Origin of the sequence: Streptomyces sp. RKAG293 (assembly GCF_023701745.1) — a bacterium.
In the GTDB taxonomy this organism is placed as follows: domain Bacteria; phylum Actinomycetota; class Actinomycetes; order Streptomycetales; family Streptomycetaceae; genus Actinacidiphila.
In genome coordinates this window covers 2,654,169-2,672,452 of the sequence record NZ_JAJOZB010000001.1, presented here as the reverse complement: position 1 = coordinate 2,672,452, position 18,284 = coordinate 2,654,169, and the positions used below count along the sequence as shown (strand labels likewise).

The window sequence follows — 18,284 nt, the reverse complement described above, 5'->3', positions numbered from 1 at the left end:
TTGTCAGGGGGTGAAGCGGGCCCGGATGCGGGAATGCTCCCAGCTCCTCGCACGTTTCCGAGGAGGAAGAACGAGGAGGAACGATCACAGTGCTGGATCCGCAGGGGCTGTACGAATTCGTGCCGGGCGGTGCCGAGGCCGTGGACGAGGCGGTCGGGGAGACCGGCCCCGTTCTGCTGTACCACCTGGAGGGGTACATCGACGCGGGTGACACCGGCGAGCAGATCTCGGAGCAGCTGCTGGACCGCCTCGACAACCAGCTGGTGGCCAGGTTCGACGCCGACCGGCTGGTCGACTACCGCGCGCGCCGGCCCCTGATGCTCTTCGAGCGCGACCACTGGTCGGGGTACGAGGCACCGGAGATCGCTCTCTACCTGGTCCGTGACACCACGGAGACGCCCTTCCTGCTGCTGACCGGCTCCGAGCCGGACGTGGAGTGGGAGCGCTTCGCCGCGGCCGTGCTGCAGGTCGTCGAACGGCTCGGGGTGCGGCTGGCCATCAACTTCCACGGCATTCCGATGGGCGTTCCGCACACCCGCCCGGTCGGTCTGACCCCGCACGGCAACCGGGTGGACCTGATGCCCGGCCACCGCAGCTGGTTCGACGAGGCGACGGTGCCCGGCAGCGCCGAATCCCTCATCGAGCTGCGGCTCGCCGAGGCGGGCCGGGACGTCCTGGGCGTCGCCGCGCACGTGCCGCACTATCTGTCGCGTTCCCCGTACCCGGACGCGGCGCTCGCCGTACTCGAAGCGATCACCGCCGCCACCGGCCTGGTCCTGCCCGAGGTGGCGCACGCGCTGCGCGCCGAGGCGCACACGGTCCGCGGCGAGATCGACCGCCAGGTCGCCGAGGGCGACGGCGAGCTGGTCTCGGTCGTCCGCGGGCTGGAGAGCCAGTACGACGCGGTGGCCGGTTCGATGACCCGGGAGAACCTCATCGCCGAGCCGGTCGACCTGCCGTCGGCCGACGACCTCGGGGCCGAGTTCGAACGGTTCCTCGCGGACCGCGAGGACGACGGAAGCTGACGACAGACCCTAGGGCCTGTCCTGCTGGGCAGGCCCTAGGCTGACGCCATGCTGAAGGTGGGCCTGACCGGCGGAATCGGCGCCGGCAAGAGCGAAGTGTCACGGCTGCTCGCGTCGTACGGGGCGGTCGTGGTGGACGCGGACAAGATCGCCCGGGAGGTCGTGGAGCCAGGATCGCCGGGGCTGGCCGCCGTGGTGGCCGAGTTCGGCACGGAGATCCTCACTCCCGACGGGGCGCTCGACCGCCCCAGGCTGGGGTCGATCGTCTTCGCCGACCCCGCCAGGCTGCAGGCACTGAACGCGATCGTGCATCCGCTCGTGGGCCGCCGGTCCGCCGAGTTGGAGGGCGCCGCGGGCCCGGACGACATCGTCATCCATGACGTCCCGCTGCTCACCGAGAACGCGCTCTCCGAGCTCTACGACCTCGTCGTGGTGGTGGACGCGTCCCCCGCCACCCGACTCGACCGCCTGGTCCGGCTGCGCGGCATGGACGAGGGCGAGGCCCGGTCGCGGATGGCGGCCCAGGCCACCCGCGAGCAGCGGCTCGCCATCGCCGATGTCGTGCTGGACAACGACGGTCCCCTGGAGGCGCTCGAACCCCAGGTCAAACGGGTCTGGCAGCAGCTGCGCGACCGCCTGGGGCCCTAGCGCCGCCCCGCGCGGGACCGCCTGGAATGTGATTGCGGGAGACCGCGTTGGGTATGTCTGTGCCGACGATCAGTCGTCACCCCAGCCATGGAAGGGAGGCGGCCGTGCCCGAGCAGACCCCCGAGACCCACGTCATCGATTTCCGTGCCGCGGAGCAGTTGTTGGAAGCCCGCGACCCGCGCGGAGCGGTGAAGCTGCTGGACTCGGTCATCACCGCCCACCCGGAGAACACCGCCGCGCGCCTGCTGCGGGCCCGAGCCTTCTTCGCCGCCGCCCAACTGCGCCCGGCCGAGCTCGAGTTCCAGATAGTGCTGGAACGGGAACCCGACAACGCGTTCGCGCACTTCGCGCTCGCCCGGACCCTGCAGCGTGCCAACCGTCCGGATGAAGCAATGCGACACTTCCGGCTGGCCGCCGCTCTGGACCCGCGGCCGGACTATGTTGAGGCGGCTCGTTTCGACGCTCCCTGAACCGTTCCGGAGGAACCCCGCACATGGACAGCAGCAGGCGCTGGAGCCGGATCCGCAGAGCGGCGGCGGTGGCCGCATGTGTGGTGGCACTGGGACTGGTGCCGTCCGGCGCCCTGGCGACACCGGGCAGCGGGGTGACGGCCACGGTGCTGGCCAAGGGCACCTCCGCCGAGGGACTGAAGATCAGGACCCAGGGGCGTACGGATGTCGTGGTGCGCACGGTCACCATCGCGCCCGGCGGTGAGACCGGCTGGCACTACCACCAGGGGCCGCTGATCGCCGTCGTCCAGTCGGGCACGCTGACCAGGACGCTGGCCGACTGCTCGGTGGTGCGCAGCAGCGCCGGCCAGTCGTTCATCGAGCCGGACGGCGCCCGCAAGGTGCACAACGGGCAGAACCTCGGCACGGTGCCGGTCGTCCTGTACGTCACGTATCTCCTGCCCGAGGGCGACGCGCTGTCGGTCGACGCCCCGGACCCGGGCTGCCGCCACTACTGACCGGGTGACGGAGCCACCCGGTGGTCCCGTGGTCCGCTCCGCGCCGTCAGAACAGGGGCGGCGGGAGCACACCCTCCAGGGCCAGCAGCGTCCGCTTGATCTCCAGGCCGCCGCCGAAGCCGCCTATGCCCCCGTTGCTCTCCACGACGCGGTGGCACGGGACGACGAGCGGCAGCGGATTGGCTCCCATGGCGGTGCCGACGGCACGGGCGGCGCCCGGTTCGCCGACGCGGTCGGCGAGGTCCTGGTAGCCGACGACCGAGCCGTACGGCACGCCGGTGGCGAGCTCCCGCTGGACGCGGCGGTTGAAGCCGGCGGTCAGCGACCAGTCCAGATCGAGGGTGAAGTCGCGCAGCTCGCCGGCGAAGTACGCCCGCAACTGGCGGACGGCGGGGGCGAGCCGCCCCGACTCCCCGGACTCCTCGACCGGCTCCTCGACCGGCTCCGCGCCCAGCCGGCGCCCCAGCCGCTCCAGGAAGGCCTCCGTCACCTCGTCGTCGGCCCGGAAGACGACGCTGACCAGCCCCTGGGCGGTCGCGGCGAGCAGCAGCGGGCCGATCGGGGTGTCCAGCCGCGTCCAGGCCACCGTGGCGGGCCGCTCCGCCACCTCGTGCTGCTCGGTGTTCGTCATACCGCCAGCGTATGCCGGGCCACTGACAACGGGCCGGGAGTCGATCTCCTGCGCCGGCCTTCTGCGTCGGCCTCCTGCACCTGCCTCATGAGCCGGGTTCGCCGACCGGGTCCGTCAGCCGGATCGGCCGACCGGGTCCGTCAGCCGGGGCCGCAGCGATCACTCGGGCGGGTGCCACTCTTCGACAGCCTTGTCACAGCGGGTAGTTGAGCGGTTCCGGTGGGGGAGGGGGCCGTCATGACGCGAAACGACTTTGCCCAGGCCCTGCGCATTCTCGCCCGTGACCAGCGGCAGGTGGTGACGGTCAGCCAGCTGTCCGGCATCGGGGTGTCGGAGGTGGCGCTGCGCAAGCGCTGCGGGCCGGGCGGGCCGTGGCAGCGGGTGCTGCCGAGGGTGGTGGTGCTGCGGCGCGGTGCGCTGTCCGCCTGGCAGCGCTGCCGGGCGGCCCTGGCCTACGCCGGGTACCCGGCGGCGCAGGCGCAGCTGACGGGGATCGCGGCGCTGGCCCTGCACGGGATGCGTGAGGTCCTGGTCCCGGCCGAGGTGCGGGTGGTCGACGTCCTGGTGCCGGCCGGGCGGGCGCTCAGGACGCACACCTGGGTGCGGGTCCACCATGCGCGCACCCTTCCCGGCCCCGAGTTGGTGGACGAGCTGCCCGTCGCGCCCCTGGTGCGCGCCGCGGGGGACGGGGTCCGGGCGTCGTGCGACCCGGACTGGGTGCGGGCCGTGCTCCGCGAGCTGGTGTGGGACCGCGGGATCGACCCGGCCGAGCTGGCGGGCGAGCTGCGCACCGCGTCGCTGTCCCGCAAGCCCGGGATCGACGAGACGCTGCGGGAGCTGGCGCTGCCGGGACGGGTCCGCCGCCCGCTCGGCGGCCAAGTACGTTCGCTCGTCGCGCTCTCGGGGTCGCGGCCGCCGCTGTGGCGGCCCGAACTCCGCCTGGACGGTGTGTTCCTGGCATCGCCGGACGCCTACTGGGCGCGCGAGGGGGTGGCCCTGGTGATCGGGCCGGCGGCCGGCACCAACCCGTTGGACACGTGCGGCCTCCGGGTCGTCCGGGTGCCTCCGGAGGCACTGACGACGAGTCCGGCGCAGGTCGTGGCGGCGCTTCGGACGGCGCTCGGCTCGGGGCCGCACGGACCGCTGGACCGCGTCACCGTGCACCCGGATCACGGGTCGGTAAAGGGAATCTGAAACTCGGTCAGATATTCGCCGGGCCGTCCTATCGTGTGCCAACTCGATGCGCCGGAAAGGCCCGCCGTGGACGGCATGTACGGAACGGTCAACGGATTCACGTACGGCTGGATCACCCCCGTGGTGGCCTACGTCATGGCTTGCCTGGGAGCCGCTCTCGGACTGCGCTGCACGGTCCGGGCGCTCGTGATGGAGCGGTCCCGGCGGGCCGGCTGGCTCGCCCTGGGCGCCGTCTCCATCGGCTCGGGCATCTGGACGATGCACTTCATCGCCATGATGGGGTTCACCGTCGACCAGCTGGAGATCAACTACGACAAGTCGATCACCTTCCTGAGCCTCGGGGTGGCCATCGCGGTGGTCGGCGCCGGCGTCTTCCTGGTCGGGTTCTTCGGCCGCGGCGCACCGGTCCTGCTCGCCGCCGGCGCGATCACCGGCGTCGGGGTGGCCGCCATGCACTACCTGGGCATGGCCGGGATGAAGCTGAACGCGGACCTCTCCTACAACACCGGAACGGTGTACCTGTCGATCGGCATCGCGGTGGCGGCGGCCACCGCGGCGCTGTGGGCCGCGGTGTCGGTCAAGGGCTTCGCCGCGAGCATGGGGGCCAGCGTCATCATGGGCGTCGCGGTCACCGGCATGCATTACACGGGCATGGCCGCGCTCCGGGTGCATCTGCACGACTCGGGGATCGCCGGCGGCCTGGGCGGCGCCTCGCCCGCCGCGATCCTGGCGCCCGTCCTGATCGGCCCGGTGGTGTTCCTGTTCCTGGCCGGGGTCGTGGTGGCGCTGGACCCGCCCGGGGTCCAGAAGCCCCGCTACGAGCCGGTCCGCGAGCCCGTCCACGGCCGTCGCCCACGGTGATCCCCGTGGTTTGTCAGTGCTGGGCCGTACGGTGGTTCCATGCGGCCCGTATCAGACATCGAACGTACTGTGGCGCCCTTCGAGGTCGTCAGCCCCTTCCAGCCCAATGGTGACCAGCCGGCCGCCATCGAGGAGCTGGAGCGGCGTATCCGCGCAGGTGAGAAGGATGTCGTCCTCCTCGGCGCGACCGGCACCGGAAAGTCGGCGACCACGGCGTGGATGATCGAACGGCTCCAGCGCCCGACGCTCGTCATGGCGCCCAACAAGACCCTCGCGGCGCAGCTCGCGAACGAGTTCCGCGAGCTGCTGCCGAACAACGCCGTCGAGTACTTCGTGTCGTACTACGACTACTACCAGCCCGAGGCGTACGTCCCCCAGACGGACACCTACATCGAGAAGGACTCCTCGATCAACGAGGAGGTCGAGCGGCTCCGCCACTCCACCACCAACTCCCTGCTGACCCGTCGCGACGTCATCGTCGTCGCGTCGGTCTCCTGCATCTACGGCCTGGGCACCCCGCAGGAGTACGTCGACCGCATGGTGCGGCTCCGGGTCGGTGACACGATCGACCGCGACACGCTGCTCCGCAAGTTCGTGGACATCCAGTACACCCGCAACGACCTGGCGTTCCAGCGGGGCACCTTCCGGGTCCGGGGCGACACCATCGAGATCTTCCCGGTCTACGAGGAGCTCGCCGTCCGCATCGAGATGTTCGGTGACGAGATCGAGGCGATGTCCACCCTCCACCCGCTCACCGGCGAGGTGATCAGCGACGACCGGGAGATGTACGTCTTCCCGGCGACCCACTACGTCGCGGGACCGGAACGCATGGAGCGCGCCGTCGCGGGGATCGAGAAGGAGCTGGAGACGACCCTCGCGACGATGGAGAAGCAGGGCAAGCTGCTGGAGGCCCAGCGGCTGCGCATGCGGACCACGTACGACATCGAGATGATGCGGCAGATCGGCAGCTGCTCCGGGATCGAGAACTACTCACGGCACATGGACGGCCGTGAGGCGGGCACCGCCCCGAACACCCTCATCGACTACTTCCCGGAGGACTTCCTCCTGGTCATCGACGAGTCGCATGTCACCGTGCCGCAGATCGGTGCCATGTACGAGGGCGACGCCTCCCGTAAGCGCACCCTGGTCGACCACGGCTTCCGGCTGCCGTCCGCGATGGACAACCGCCCGCTGAAGTGGGAGGAGTTCCTGGAGCGCATCGGCCAGACCGTCTACCTGTCGGCGACCCCCGGCAAGTACGAGCTGTCGCGCGGCGACGGCGCGGTCGAGCAGATCATCCGCCCGACCGGGCTGGTCGACCCGCAGGTCATCGTCAAGCCCACCGAGGGGCAGATCGACGACCTGGTGCACGAGATCCGGCTGCGCACCGAGCGGAACGAGCGGGTGCTGGTCACCACCCTCACCAAGAAGATGTCCGAGGACCTCACCGACTACATGCTGGAACTCGGCATCCAGGTGCGGTACCTGCACAGCGACATCGACACGCTGCGCCGGATGGAGCTGCTCAGCGAGCTGCGGGCCGGCGAGTACGACGTGCTGATCGGCATCAACCTGCTCCGTGAGGGCCTGGACCTCCCCGAGGTGTCGCTGGTGGCGATCCTGGACGCGGACAAGCAGGGCTTCCTGCGCTCGGGCACCTCCCTGATCCAGACCATCGGCCGTGCGGCCCGAAACGTGTCCGGCGAGGTCCACATGTACGCCGACACGATCACTCCCGCGATGGCGCAGGCCATCGACGAGACCAACCGGCGCCGTGAGAAGCAGGTCGCCTACAACACCGAACACGGCATCGACCCGCAGCCGCTCCGCAAGAAGATCGCGGGCATTCTCGACTCGTTCGCCCGCGAGGACGCGGACACCGAGGAGCTGCTGGGCTCCGGCAGGCAGCGCTCGCGCGGCAAGGCCCCGGTGCCGGGACTGTCGTCCAAGGCGGGCGGCAAGCGGGTGGCCCAGAGCCTGCCCGCCGAGGAGTTGGCGGACCTGATCGCCGAGCTCACCGCGCAGATGCACGCCGCGGCGGCCGAGCTGAAGTTCGAGATCGCGGGCCGACTCCGTGACGAGCTGGGCGACTTGAAGAAGGAACTGCGGCAGATGCGCGAGGCCGGTATCGCCTAGGGCCTGTCCGGCCGACAGACCCTGCCCTGGGGTGAACCGAGGTGCGCTGTCCCGGCGTCTTGTTAGGGTGCGGGGCAACCGCACACAGTCCGGTGACGGGTGAGAGGGGACAGCGCGTGACGGTCAACATGACCAAGGGCCAGCAGATCAGCCTTACCAAGTCCGACGGGGGGACGCTGACGGCCGTTCGGATGGGGCTCGGCTGGCAGGCCGCGCCCCGCCGCGGTCTGTTCGGCAGCCGCACCCGGGAGATCGACCTCGACGCCTCGGCGGTGCTCTTCGCCGACAAGCAGCCGGTGGACGTGGTGTTCTTCCGGCACCTGGTCAGCGACGACGGTTCCGTCCGGCACACCGGCGACAACGTGGTCGGCGGCGCCGGCCAGGGTGGCGACGACGAGTCGATCCTGGTGGACCTGCAGCGGGTGCCGGTCCACATCGACCAGATCGTCTTCACGGTGAACTCGTTCACCGGGCAGACCTTCGCCGAGGTGCAGAACGCGTTCTGCCGTCTCGTCGACGAGACCAACGGCCAGGAGCTGGCCCGCTACACCCTGACCGGTGGCGGGCAGTACACCGCGCAGATCATGGCGAAGGTGCAGCGCGCGGGCAGCGGCTGGTCGATGACCGCCATCGGTACGCCGGCCGCAGGCCGTACGTTCCAGGACCTGATGCCGTCGATCCTGCCGGCGCTCTGACTCCACAGGCGCCCAGCACCACGGATCGACAGCACCACGGATCCACAGCACCAAGGAACAACGGCACCACGAGAACAACAGCACCACGAGAGCAACGGCAGCGCACGCACGCCGGCAGCGCACGCACGACAGCTGCACACGCACGACGCGTACAACACCAATGGGGGGTGGCGGCATGGCTGCCGAGCTGGTCCGGGGACAGAATCATCCGCTCCCGGCCGGGCCCGAGGGCGCCGGCCGTCTGGAGATCCGGGTGACGGCGGGCACGCCGGTGGTGGCCGTGGCCACCCTTGGTGACGAGCAGGGGCGGGTGAGCGGCACGGAGTGGATCGCCCACCCCGGGTCGCCGCACCTGCCCGGCCTCGAAGTGTCCCAGCAGGCCGCCGCCTCCCACCGGCTCGCGGTGGACCTGGGCGCCCTCTCCGAGGACGTCCACCGGGTCCATGTGCTGCTCGCACTCCCCACCGCGGCCGGCGTTCCGGCCTCCTTCGGCGTGGTGGCCGCTCCGCATGTCGCGGTCACCACGCTGGACGGGTCCGAGGTCGCGGGATTCACCATCACCGGGCTCGGCCCGGAGACCGCGGTCGTCGCCGTCGAGCTCTACCGCAGGCAGGGCGGGTGGAAGGTCCGCGCCGTCGGTCAGGGGTACGCGGGCGGCCTGGCCGCCATGCTGCGCGACCAGGGAGTTCCGGAGGCGGCCGGGCTCGCCGCGGGCATCCATGACGCGGTGGCGAAGGGACTGGCCCGCTCGGTCACCCCGCCGCCCCGGCAGCAGGCCGGATCCCCGGCGTCGTCGTCCGCGGGGGCGACCCCCGGCGGCCCGGTCAGCTACCAGCACCCCCGGCGGCACACCGCCCCGCAGACCCCGGACCTGCCGCCCGGCCGGCCGGCGGACGCCACGCCCCCGGGGAGCGCCCCGCAGCCCGTCGCCGGTGACGCCAGCGGCTGGACGATGGAGGAGCGGCTCTACAACCAGGTCTGGGGCATGTTCGAGGATCTGGCCCGCACCACCGCCGCCTACCGCAGCGCGGTCGACTTCGCCGAGTCCCGGCTGGACCAGGAACTGGACCGGCTGCTGGCCGACCCGCGCACCCGCGTCGGCCCGGCCGCCGACGCCGCCCGGGACCAGGCCCGCGCCAAGCAGACCGACCTCATGGACCAGGCCCGTGCCGTCCTCGACCGCGACCTGGCGCAGCTGCGCGCCGAGTCCGAGGTCGTCGAACCGGCGCTGCCGCCGCCGTACGCCGGCTGGGAGAGCCCGGTCTGGCACGGCTACACGGTGCCGATGGAGGTGCCGATGGCCGCCAGGCTCGGCAATCTGCATCTGCCCGAGACCCCCGAACTGCGGATCCCGCTGCTGGTCAGACTGCCGCTGGAGCGCGGTCTGTGGATCGACAGCTCGCAGGACCGGCGGCTGGCCATGGAGATCGCGGTCACCATCGCGGCCCGGCTGCTCGCCTCGTACCCGGCCGGTGACTTCTCGGTGCACGTCATCGACCCGGCCGGCACCGGCAGCGCCGCGCTCACCCCGCTGACCGAGTCGGGCACCCTGCGGATGCCGCCCGCCACCGGCGCGGCCGGAGTGGCGGCGCTGATCGGCAGGATGACCGAGCGGGTGGACCTGGTGCAGATGGCCATGCGGGCCGGCGCCCCGGACTCGCTGCCGGTGGACCTGGACACCGCAGAGCAGTTGCTGATCGTCAACGACTTCCCGTACGGCTTCGACGACCGCACCGTCAACCAGCTGCGCTACCTCGCCGACGAGGGCCCGTCGGTCGGTGTGCACCTGCTGATGGTGGCCGACCGGGACGACGCACGGGCGTACGGCCCGGTCCTCGACCCGCTGTGGCGGTCCCTGATGCGGCTCACCCCGACCCCCGAGGACCACCTCGCGGACCCCTGGGTCGGCCATGCCTGGACATATGAGCCGCTGCTCGTGCCTCCGGGTAGTCACGTGGTGCCCCAGGTCCTCCGTCAGGTCGCGGCTGCTCGGCAGGCGTATGGCCGCTGACCTGGTATTTTGACCTTACCTTTGCCTTCTCTTGGGCATTCCGGTACCGTTCACTGTTCGTAGTGAACTACCGGAGGCGCAGTGGATGTTTCCTTGACCATGTGGGCACTGACCATCGCGGGTCTGTGTGCCCTGATCGCCGTCGACTTCCTCATCGGACGCAAGCCGCACGACGTCACCATCAAGGAAGCGGGCATCTGGACGGTCGTCTGGATCGTCCTCGCCGCGCTGTTCGGGCTCGGCCTCGCACTCTTCGCGGGCGGTCAGCCCGCGGGCGAGTTCTTCGCGGGGTTCATCACCGAGAAGTCGCTGAGCGTCGACAACCTCTTCGTCTTCGTCCTGATCATGTCGAAGTTCGCGGTGCCGACGAAGTACCAGCAGCGGGTGCTGCTCGTCGGTGTCCTCATCGCGCTGGTGCTGCGCGCCGTCTTCATCGCCGGCGGCGCCGCGATCATCGCCAACTTCTCCTGGGTCTTCTACATCTTCGGCGCGTTCCTGATCTGGACCGCCTGGAAGCTCATCAAGGAGGCGCTGGCCGATCCCGAGGACGAGGAGTTCGAGGAGAACAAGCTCCTCAAGCTCGTCGAGAAGCGCGTCCCGTCCACCGACAAGTACCACGGCACGAAGCTGTTCATCGTCGAGAACGGCAAGCGCCTGATGACGCCGATGCTCGTCGTCATGCTGGCGATCGGCACCACGGACGTCCTGTTCGCGCTCGACTCCATCCCGGCGATCTTCGGCCTCACCCAGGACCCGTACATCGTGTTCACGGCCAACGCCTTCGCGCTGATGGGTCTGCGACAGCTGTACTTCCTGATCGGCGGACTGCTCAAGAAGCTGGTCCACCTCTCGTACGGACTGTCGGTCATCCTCGGCTTCATCGGCGTGAAGCTGGTCCTGCACGCGATGCACGAGTCCGGGGTGAACGTCCCGGAGATCTCCATCCCCGTCTCGCTCGGCGTCATCGTGGCCGTGCTCGCGGTCACCACCGTCACCAGCCTGTTCGCCTCCAAGAAGCAGGCGGCGGCCGAGGCGGCCGAGAAGAACAGCATCGACGCGTAACGCGCGGTGGGCAGGGCCCGGCAGCGACACGCCGGGCCCTGCCCGCATCCGTCCACCCCGGCAGGTCTAGCGTTGGCCGCCGGGACCGGACGGATGCGAGGACGAGGACGACATGGCTGCTGCGCTCGGCACCACGGCGGCGGCTCTGCCGGAACTGACGGTGTCCACGTTCCTCGGCGCCTGGCAGCTGGACGGCGTGGCGCTCGCCGCCGTGGTCCTGCTGGGCGGCCTCTACGTGGCGGGCGTGCGGCGGCACCGTCGCGCCGGCGGCCGCTGGCCGGTCGCACGGACCACGGCGTTCCTCGTGCTCGGCCTGGGCGCGATCGTGGTCGCCACGATGTCCGGCCTGGCGGTCTACGGGCGGGTGCTGTTCTGGCCCGCCGCCGTGCAGAACATCGTGCTGGACCTGATCGCCCCCCTGGGCCTGGCCCTCGGCGACCCACTGGCCCTGGCGGCCCCGGACGGCCCGCTGCACGGCGTCCTGACCGGCCGGGTGGTGCGCCTGCTGACGTATCCGCTGGTCAGCTCGGCGGCGGTACTCGGCTCCGAGCTGACGATCTACTTCACGCCCTACTTCGAGACGGCGCTGCGCCATGACGCCGTCCGCCAGCTGATGCATCTCCAGTTGCTGCTGACCGGCTGCCTGTTCGTCCTGCCGATGCTCACCCACCAGGAACTGCTGCCCCGCTGGTGCACCCACCCGGTCCGGGCCGCCCTGGTCTTCCTCGACGGCCTCTTCGACTCCCTCCCCGGCATCGTCGTCATGACCAGCGGCACCCTGGTCGCCGGCCACTGGTACGCGTCCCAGCCCCGCACCTGGGGCCCGACCCTCCAGCAGGACCAGCTGATCGGCGGCGGCCTGATGCTCACCCTCGCCGAATTGGTCGGACTGCCCTTCCTGATCGCGGTCTTCGCCCAGTGGTGGCGCACGGACCGAGCCAAAACCGCAGAACTGGACGCCCGCCTGGACCTGGAGCTCCTCCCAGCGGCCCCAGCAAAGCCCGCGACCACGCCGGCACCCGCGTCCGCCCACGAGCCCGCCCCCGCCGTCCCGGAAATGACCCGCCCCTGGTGGGAGACGGACGCGGGCGAAGTGGGCCAACGAATGAGGCGGCGCCCGTAGGGCCTGTCCGACCAGCTTGTGGCCAGCGGTTACCCGAGCTTGGAGCCGGCCTTGTCGTAGGCGGCGGCTTGGGTGGGCGTGAGGTACCGGGAGACGCGGACGAGGGCCGTCCCGTGCGGGTAGTCGTACTCGGCGAGCATGGGGATGCTCGCCGTGACCTTCTGGATGTACTCGGCGCGGGTCTTCGCGGCCTCTGTGGTGGGGAAGACTTCGATGCAGCCGCCGAGTTCGACGTCGCCCGTCTTGTACATGCTGGCGTCGGCACCCTTGATCCGACTGTCAGCGAACTTGATCGCTGACGTGTACTGGCCGGGGCGCCCCATCAGGTGATTGCTGTCGTTCTCAGCGGTCACCGTGACCGTGAGCTTCGCACTCGGAACATCCTTGGCAATCGAGCCGAACGCCGTGGTCGCCGTGACATCAGTTCTGGTGCTCCCCGGACCGACTTGGCCCACGGGCTTGTCCGGAGTCGGCGAACTGCCCACGGAGCAGCCGGTAGCGAGCAGGAGCCCGCAGGCGAAGAAGGCGGTGCGGGCTGGATGAGCATGCATGGGTCCCCCTGATTGATCTCGAGGATGCAGCGTGGCAGCGCAGGGGGATGGCCGGTGCCGGAGTGACGGACCTGTGACCAAGCGTTGCCGGGTGGGCTGCCGTGTACCGGCGCTGCTGGTCAACACTGACGGCCCGGACTCAGCGCGACCGTGGAGCGAACGGGTCGGCGGTGCGGAAGCGGATGGTGCCGTCCGTGTCCGCCGGGTGCTCGGCGAGCGGGATGATCCGGTACGCCACACGGCACTTGGCGTCCGCGTACAGCAAGCGGCCGGGACCGGTCGGCGCGGGCCGGTAGCCGATTGGGACGGCCATTGCGACGTTGATCGGGTCGTGGCACAAGTGGCACCATGCGTGCGGTTGCCGTTCGACCGCGACGGCGCAGGACGGTTCGCACGCATACAGTTCGACGTCGTCGGCGTACACGCCGGCCCCGATGTGGTGTGTGCCTATCGACCGGGCGCGGTAGAGGCGCGCTGCGCAGTGCGCGCAGTTCAGTCCGCGCAATTGGTTGATGGTGAGCCGGTCCGGGTCGATGACTGGAGGCTGGGTGTTGTCGGTGCTCATGGCGTCTTCTCCTGGGTGACTTCTGCCCAGAGGCCGTGATCGTCCGGGGTGGTGCCGTGGCAGGACGAGAAGGCGCGGATGATCGAGAGACCGGCACCCCTGACGCTGTGCAGCGGTAACGCCACACTGCCGGACGCGGAGATGCGGGCCCGGTAGCCGGCCGTGGAGACGGTCATCTGGATCTTCGCCGGCCGTGTCGCCAGGACGGCGACGAACAGTTCGTCGGCCAGCAGCGGAGCGTCCTCGTGGCGCACGTGATTGCCCACCCATACCCGGACGACGCGAGCCTGCTCTGCGTTCCCGGGGAAGCGGCGCTGCCAGCTCTGTCCGGATTCAGGCATGGGTGTGCTCCCAAACTCCGCAGCGTTCTGAGTACGGAAAGTTTCTTTCTGTACTCAGAATCACGCGCGACTTGGCGAGGGTCAAGTGAAGAGGCCAATATGTGAGTACAGAATCGGACGATCACTCGGGAGGGTGGTTCGCGTGCCCCGCGAGGAACGGCCGGAGTACCTCCGCATCGCCGCCGAAGTACGTGCCCAGATCCACGACGGCACCTACGCGCCGGACGACCGCCTGCCCACCCTGCCGGAGCTGTGCGAGGCGCACGGCGTCTCCGAGACGACGATCCGCAACGCTCTCTCGGTCCTGCGCAACGAGGGGCTGATCGAGACCCGGACCCGCGCGGGCACCATCGTCCGCAAACGGCCGCCCATTCACCGCATGGCAGCTGACCGGTACCGCACCAACACCACTGCGCCGCAAACGGCGTTCACCAAGGACCAGGGCATCGGCTGGTCCGAGTACCGGCTCGACAAGCGGTACGTGAAGAAGCGAGCCGATGCCGAGCTGGCCGCGCTCTTCGAGTGCGAGATCGGCGAACCGCTCCTCGCCCGCCACTTCGTGTTCTACGACAACGACGCTCCGACGCAAATGTCCATCAGCTACGTCCGCTGGTCCGATGTCGCCGCTACGCCTGTCGCCGACCCGATCAATGAGCCGTGGCCGGGCGGCACTCGTGCGCAGTTCAAGACTCTGGGCATCCACGTCAACCGCATCACCGAGTCGTTCACCACGGCCATGCCCACCGAGGACGAGCAGGCGACGCTACGCATCGGCGGCTCCGTGCCGGTGATCCGCTTCACCCGCAGGCACGTCGCCGACGACGGCAGGGTGGTCGAGGTTGCGCATCCGATCGTCCGGCGCGGTGACACCACGGTCGTCGAGTTCGCGATCGACCTCGACGACTGATGCCGGGTGTCAGGCCTTGGGGCCGGTGATCAGTTTGCCGCCCTCGACGCGTACCTCGACGGCGGGCAGCGGCTCGGTCGCCGGGCCCTGGACGACGGCGCCGGTCGTGGCGTTGAAGCGGCTGCCGTGGCAGGGGCAGGAGACGATGCCGTCCTCGACCTTGTCCACCACGCAGCCGGCGTGCGTGCACACGGCGCTGACCGCCTTGTAGGCGCCCTGGGTGGGTTGCGAGACCACGACCTTGTCGTCACGGAACAGCTTGGCGCCGCCGACGGCGACCTCGGTGGCCGGGCCGAGGTCGACGGGCCCGGTGGCCGCCGCCTTGTCCTTGCCGGATCCGCCGCAGGCCGTGAGGCCCAGGCCGGCGACTCCGGCGAGAGCCGCGCCCCGCAGGACGGTACGGCGGCAGGCGGCGTGCGGTTCGGTCATCGTGGTGCTCCAGGCTCAGGACGCGGAAAGGGACGCAGGGACTGATCTTGCGACCAGTACCCTACGTCCCGAACCTGTGCCTACCTGTGTACCGATGTACTGGTGTCAGGCCTTGCCCGCTGCCTTCTTGCGCGGCGCCGCCTTCTTGGCGGGTGCCGCGACGGTCTCCGCGACCGCGGCCTTCTTCGCGGTGACCTTCTTCGCGGTGACCTTCTTGGCCGGGGCCTTCTTCGCCGCCGGCTTCTTCCGCGGCGACACCGTGGCGTCGCTCACCCGGTCACCCAGGATGTCCCGCAGGAACTTACCGGTGTGGCTGGCCGTCGACCCCGCGATCTCCTCCGGGGTGCCCTCGGCCACCACCAGTCCGCCGCCGTTGCCGCCCTCCGGGCCCATGTCGATGACCCAGTCGGCGGTCTTGATGACATCGAGGTTGTGCTCGATGACGATGACCGTGTTGCCCTTGTCGACCAGGCCCGACAGCACCTTGATGAGCTTGCTGATGTCCTCGAAGTGCAGACCGGTGGTCGGCTCGTCGAGCACGTAGACCGTCCGGCCGGTGGAGCGCTTCTGCAGCTCACTGGCGAGCTTGACGCGCTGCGCCTCGCCGCCGGAGAGGGTCGGCGCCGACTGGCCGAGCCGGACGTAGCCCAGCCCCACCTCGTTCAGGGTGCGCAGATGACGGGAGATCGTCGGGACGGCCTCGAAGAAGTCCAGCGCCTCCTCGATCGGCATGTCGAGCACCTCGGAGATGGACTTGCCCTTGAAGTGCACCTCCAGCGTCTCGCGGTTGTAGCGGGCGCCGTGGCAGACCTCGCACGGGACGTAGACGTCCGGCAGGAAGTTCATCTCGATCTTGATCGTGCCGTCGCCCGAGCAGTTCTCGCAGCGGCCGCCCTTGACGTTGAAGGAGAAGCGGCCCGGCAGATAGCCGCGCACCTTCGCCTCCATCGTCTCGGCGAAGAGCCTGCGGACGTGGTCGAAGACACCGGTGTACGTCGCCGGGTTGGAGCGCGGGGTGCGGCCGATCGGCGACTGGTCCACGTGCACGACCTTGTCCACCAGGTCGTCGCCCTCCACCCGGGTGTGCCGGCCCGGGACGCTGCGCGCCCCGTTCAGCTCGCGCGCCAGGTGGGTGTACAGGATGTCGTTGACCAGCGTCGACTTGCCGGATCCCGAGACGCCGGTGATGGCGGTGAGCACCCCGAGCGGGAAGGACACGTCGATGTCCTGCAGGTTGTGCTCGCGGGCGCCGTGCACGGTCAGCTGCCGGTCACGGTCCACCGGCCGGCGCACGTCCGGCATCGGGATCGAGCGCTTGCCGGACAGATACTGGCCGGTCAGCGATTCCTCGTTGGCCAGCAGGTCCTTGAGCGAACCCGAGTGGACGACCTTGCCGCCGTGCTCACCGGCGCCCGGGCCGATGTCGACGATCCAGTCGGCGATCTTGATGGTGTCCTCGTCGTGCTCCACCACGATCAGGGTGTTGCCGAGGTCCCGCAGCCGCACCAGGGTCTCGATGAGCCGGTGGTTGTCCCGCTGGTGCAGACCGATCGACGGCTCGTCCAGCACGTACAGCACGCCGACCAGACCGGAGCCGATCTGGGTGGCGAGCCGGATGCGCTGGGCCTCGCCGCCGGACAGGCTGCCCGAGGCGCGGTTGAGCGAGAGGTAGTCCAGGCCGACGTCGACCAGGAACTTCAGCCGCTCGTTGACCTCCTTCAGAACCCGTTCGGCGATCTTCTTGTCGCGGGCGTCCAGCTTCATCGCGGAGAGGAAGTCGGCGCAGTCGCTGATCGACATCGCGGAGACATCGGCGATGGACCGGCCCTGGACGGTGACCGCGAGGACGATCGGCTTGAGCCGGGTGCCCTCACAGGTCGGGCACGGCACCTCGCGCATGAAGCCCTCGAAGCGCTCGCGGCTGGAGTCCGTCTCGGACTCCTGGTGCCGCCGCTTGACGAACGGGATCGCGCCTTCGAAGTTGGTCGTGTACGCGCGCTCGCGGCCGTACCGGTTCTTGTAGGCCACCTTGATCTGCGTCTTGTGCCCGTGGAGCAGCGCCTTCTTGGCGCGGACCGGCAGACCCGCCCAGGGGATGTCCGTACGGAAGCCGAGCTCCTCGCCGAGTGCCTCGACGAGCCGCTGGAAGTACCCCTTGGACATCCCGCCGGACCACGGCGCGACCGCGCCGTCCTCCAGCGACTTCTCCTCGTCCGGGACGATCAGCTCCGGGTCGACCTCCATGCGGGTGCCGATGCCGCTGCACTGCGGGCAGGCGCCGAAGGGCGAGTTGAAGGAGAAGGAGCGCGGCTCCAGCTCCTCGAAGGAGAGGTCGTCGTAGGGGCAGTACAGGTGCTCGGAGAACATCCGCTCACGCTGCGGGTCGTCCTCGGGCAGATCGATGAAGTCCAGGATCACCATGCCGCCGGCCAGCCCGAGGGCGGTCTCGACGGAGTCGGTCAGCCGCCGCTTGGCGCTCTCCTTGACGGTGAGGCGGTCGATGACCACCTCGATGGTGTGCTTCTCCTGCTTCTTGAGCACCGGTGGCTCGGTCAGCTGGATGGTCACGCCGTCCACCCGGGCCCGGCTGTACCCCTTGGTCTGCAGGTCGGCGAAGAGATCGACGAACTCGCCCTTGCGCTCGCGCACCAGCGGGGAGAGCACCTGGAAGCGGCTGCCCTCCTCCAGCTCCAGCACCCGGTCCACGATGGCTTGCGGCGACTGGCGCGAGATCGGCCGGCGGCACTCGGGACAGTGCGGCTTGCCGATCCGGGCGAAGAGCAGCCGGAGGTAGTCGTAGACCTCGGTGATGGTGCCGACGGTGGAGCGCGGGTTGCGCGACGTGGACTTCTGGTCGATCGAGACGGCCGGTGAGAGGCCCTCGATGAAGTCGACGTCGGGCTTGTCCATCTGGCCCAGGAACTGCCGGGCGTAGGAGGAGAGCGACTCGACGTAGCGGCGCTGCCCCTCGGCGAAGATCGTGTCGAACGCGAGGGAGGACTTGCCCGAACCGGAGAGCCCGGTGAACACGATGAGCGCGTCCCGGGGGAGGTCGAGCGAGACGTTCTTGAGGTTGTGCTCGCGAGCGCCACGGACTGTGAGTCGATCGGCCACGCCAGTGCGCACCTTTCATAGAAA

At 69.9% G+C, this 18,284-nt stretch carries 18 protein-coding genes; 12 read left to right on the top strand and 6 right to left on the bottom strand.

Annotated features, from left to right (window positions below; translation table 11 throughout):
* Positions 1–89: 89 nt before the first annotated feature.
* From LNW72_RS11795 to LNW72_RS11780, 4 genes are all read left to right on the top strand, one after another.
* Positions 90–1,025 carry a PAC2 family protein gene (locus LNW72_RS11795; RefSeq protein ID WP_164298497.1) on the top strand — a complete coding sequence of 312 codons (936 nt, stop codon included), beginning with the start codon at positions 90–92 and terminating at the stop codon, positions 1,023–1,025.
* A gap of 48 nt (positions 1,026–1,073) precedes the next feature.
* The gene (coaE, locus tag LNW72_RS11790; protein ID WP_250975355.1) at positions 1,074–1,673 is read left to right on the top strand and encodes a dephospho-CoA kinase; all 600 of its coding nucleotides are present in this window, start codon (positions 1,074–1,076) and stop codon (positions 1,671–1,673) included.
* A gap of 104 nt (positions 1,674–1,777) precedes the next feature.
* Positions 1,778–2,143: a tetratricopeptide repeat protein gene (locus tag LNW72_RS11785; RefSeq protein WP_250975354.1), complete on the top strand. Its 366-nt coding sequence runs from the start codon at positions 1,778–1,780 to the stop codon at positions 2,141–2,143.
* A 23-nt stretch (positions 2,144–2,166) separates the two neighbouring features.
* Positions 2,167–2,640: a cupin domain-containing protein gene (locus LNW72_RS11780; RefSeq protein WP_250975353.1), complete on the top strand. Its 474-nt coding sequence runs from the start codon at positions 2,167–2,169 to the stop codon at positions 2,638–2,640.
* A gap of 46 nt (positions 2,641–2,686) precedes the next feature.
* Here LNW72_RS11780 and LNW72_RS11775 read toward each other — a convergent pair whose 3' ends face one another.
* Entirely contained in the window at positions 2,687–3,271 is a 585-nt protein-coding gene (locus LNW72_RS11775) for a methylated-DNA--[protein]-cysteine S-methyltransferase (RefSeq protein WP_250975352.1), read from the bottom strand.
* A 237-nt stretch (positions 3,272–3,508) separates the two neighbouring features.
* Between LNW72_RS11775 and LNW72_RS11770 the strand changes: the two genes are divergently transcribed.
* From LNW72_RS11770 to LNW72_RS11740, 7 genes are all read left to right on the top strand, one after another.
* Positions 3,509–4,465, top strand: a complete 957-nt coding sequence (locus LNW72_RS11770) for a hypothetical protein (RefSeq protein WP_250975351.1) — start codon at positions 3,509–3,511, stop codon at positions 4,463–4,465.
* A 75-nt stretch (positions 4,466–4,540) separates the two neighbouring features.
* Positions 4,541–5,326: an MHYT domain-containing protein gene (locus LNW72_RS11765; RefSeq protein ID WP_250980112.1), complete on the top strand. Its 786-nt coding sequence runs from the start codon at positions 4,541–4,543 to the stop codon at positions 5,324–5,326.
* A gap of 39 nt (positions 5,327–5,365) precedes the next feature.
* Positions 5,366–7,462 carry an excinuclease ABC subunit UvrB gene (gene uvrB, locus LNW72_RS11760; RefSeq protein WP_250975350.1) on the top strand — a complete coding sequence of 699 codons (2,097 nt, stop codon included), beginning with the start codon at positions 5,366–5,368 and terminating at the stop codon, positions 7,460–7,462.
* 116 nt (positions 7,463–7,578) lie between these two features.
* Positions 7,579–8,157 (top strand): TerD family protein, encoded by a 579-nt coding sequence (locus tag LNW72_RS11755; RefSeq protein WP_138356309.1) that lies wholly within the window; start codon positions 7,579–7,581, stop codon positions 8,155–8,157.
* A gap of 175 nt (positions 8,158–8,332) precedes the next feature.
* Positions 8,333–10,168 carry a TerD family protein gene (locus LNW72_RS11750; protein ID WP_250975349.1) on the top strand — a complete coding sequence of 612 codons (1,836 nt, stop codon included), beginning with the start codon at positions 8,333–8,335 and terminating at the stop codon, positions 10,166–10,168.
* A gap of 81 nt (positions 10,169–10,249) precedes the next feature.
* On the top strand, positions 10,250–11,230 hold the full coding sequence (locus LNW72_RS11745) for a TerC family protein (protein ID WP_164298507.1): 981 nt from the start codon (positions 10,250–10,252) through the stop codon (positions 11,228–11,230).
* Positions 11,231–11,342: 112 nt separating this feature from the next.
* A complete protein-coding gene (locus tag LNW72_RS11740; protein WP_250975348.1) occupies positions 11,343–12,353 on the top strand; it encodes a cytochrome c oxidase assembly protein in 1,011 nt (336 codons plus the stop codon).
* A gap of 29 nt (positions 12,354–12,382) precedes the next feature.
* On the opposite strand, the gene LNW72_RS11735 is transcribed toward LNW72_RS11740, so the two are convergent.
* The 3 genes from LNW72_RS11735 to LNW72_RS11725 all read right to left on the bottom strand — a co-directional run bounded on the left by LNW72_RS11735 (position 12,383) and on the right by LNW72_RS11725 (position 13,810).
* Positions 12,383–12,904, bottom strand: a complete 522-nt coding sequence (locus LNW72_RS11735) for a hypothetical protein (protein WP_250975347.1) — start codon at positions 12,902–12,904, stop codon at positions 12,383–12,385.
* Between the two features lie 139 nt (positions 12,905–13,043).
* Entirely contained in the window at positions 13,044–13,469 is a 426-nt protein-coding gene (locus tag LNW72_RS11730; protein WP_250975346.1) for a hypothetical protein, read from the bottom strand.
* Positions 13,466–13,810: a hypothetical protein gene (locus tag LNW72_RS11725; RefSeq protein ID WP_250975345.1), complete on the bottom strand. Its 345-nt coding sequence runs from the start codon at positions 13,808–13,810 to the stop codon at positions 13,466–13,468. The genes LNW72_RS11730 and LNW72_RS11725 overlap by 4 nt, the downstream gene beginning before the upstream one ends.
* Before the next feature lie 142 nt (positions 13,811–13,952).
* Between LNW72_RS11725 and LNW72_RS11720 the strand changes: the two genes are divergently transcribed.
* Positions 13,953–14,717: a GntR family transcriptional regulator gene (locus LNW72_RS11720; protein WP_250975344.1), complete on the top strand. Its 765-nt coding sequence runs from the start codon at positions 13,953–13,955 to the stop codon at positions 14,715–14,717.
* Positions 14,718–14,726: 9 nt separating this feature from the next.
* Here the strand turns inward: LNW72_RS11720 and LNW72_RS11715 are convergent, their stop codons facing one another.
* Together LNW72_RS11715 and uvrA are read right to left on the bottom strand one after the other, a co-directional pair.
* A complete protein-coding gene (locus LNW72_RS11715; RefSeq protein ID WP_250975343.1) occupies positions 14,727–15,146 on the bottom strand; it encodes a Rieske (2Fe-2S) protein in 420 nt (139 codons plus the stop codon).
* A 105-nt stretch (positions 15,147–15,251) separates the two neighbouring features.
* Complete coding sequence (gene uvrA / locus LNW72_RS11710; RefSeq protein ID WP_250975342.1) at positions 15,252–18,260, bottom strand: excinuclease ABC subunit UvrA; 3,009 nt, start codon at positions 18,258–18,260, stop codon at positions 15,252–15,254.
* Between the last annotated feature and the right edge of the window lie 24 nt (positions 18,261–18,284).

Bases quoted from the DNA above. Each gene is read 5' to 3' on its own strand.
- coaE (WP_250975355.1), top strand. From the start codon at position 1,074: ATGCTGAAGGTGGGCCTGACCGGCGGAATCGGCGCCGGCAAGAGCGAA.
- LNW72_RS11780 (WP_250975353.1), top strand. From the start codon at position 2,167: ATGGACAGCAGCAGGCGCTGGAGCCGGATCCGCAGAGCGGCGGCGGTG.
- LNW72_RS11775 (WP_250975352.1), bottom strand. From the start codon at position 3,271: ATGACGAACACCGAGCAGCACGAGGTGGCGGAGCGGCCCGCCACGGTG.
- LNW72_RS11770 (WP_250975351.1), top strand. From the start codon at position 3,509: ATGACGCGAAACGACTTTGCCCAGGCCCTGCGCATTCTCGCCCGTGAC.
- LNW72_RS11765 (WP_250980112.1), top strand. From the start codon at position 4,541: ATGTACGGAACGGTCAACGGATTCACGTACGGCTGGATCACCCCCGTG.
- uvrB (WP_250975350.1), top strand. From the start codon at position 5,366: ATGCGGCCCGTATCAGACATCGAACGTACTGTGGCGCCCTTCGAGGTC.
- LNW72_RS11750 (WP_250975349.1), top strand. From the start codon at position 8,333: ATGGCTGCCGAGCTGGTCCGGGGACAGAATCATCCGCTCCCGGCCGGG.
- LNW72_RS11740 (WP_250975348.1), top strand. From the start codon at position 11,343: ATGGCTGCTGCGCTCGGCACCACGGCGGCGGCTCTGCCGGAACTGACG.
- LNW72_RS11735 (WP_250975347.1), bottom strand. From the start codon at position 12,904: ATGCATGCTCATCCAGCCCGCACCGCCTTCTTCGCCTGCGGGCTCCTG.
- LNW72_RS11730 (WP_250975346.1), bottom strand. From the start codon at position 13,469: ATGAGCACCGACAACACCCAGCCTCCAGTCATCGACCCGGACCGGCTC.
- LNW72_RS11725 (WP_250975345.1), bottom strand. From the start codon at position 13,810: ATGCCTGAATCCGGACAGAGCTGGCAGCGCCGCTTCCCCGGGAACGCA.
- LNW72_RS11715 (WP_250975343.1), bottom strand. From the start codon at position 15,146: ATGACCGAACCGCACGCCGCCTGCCGCCGTACCGTCCTGCGGGGCGCG.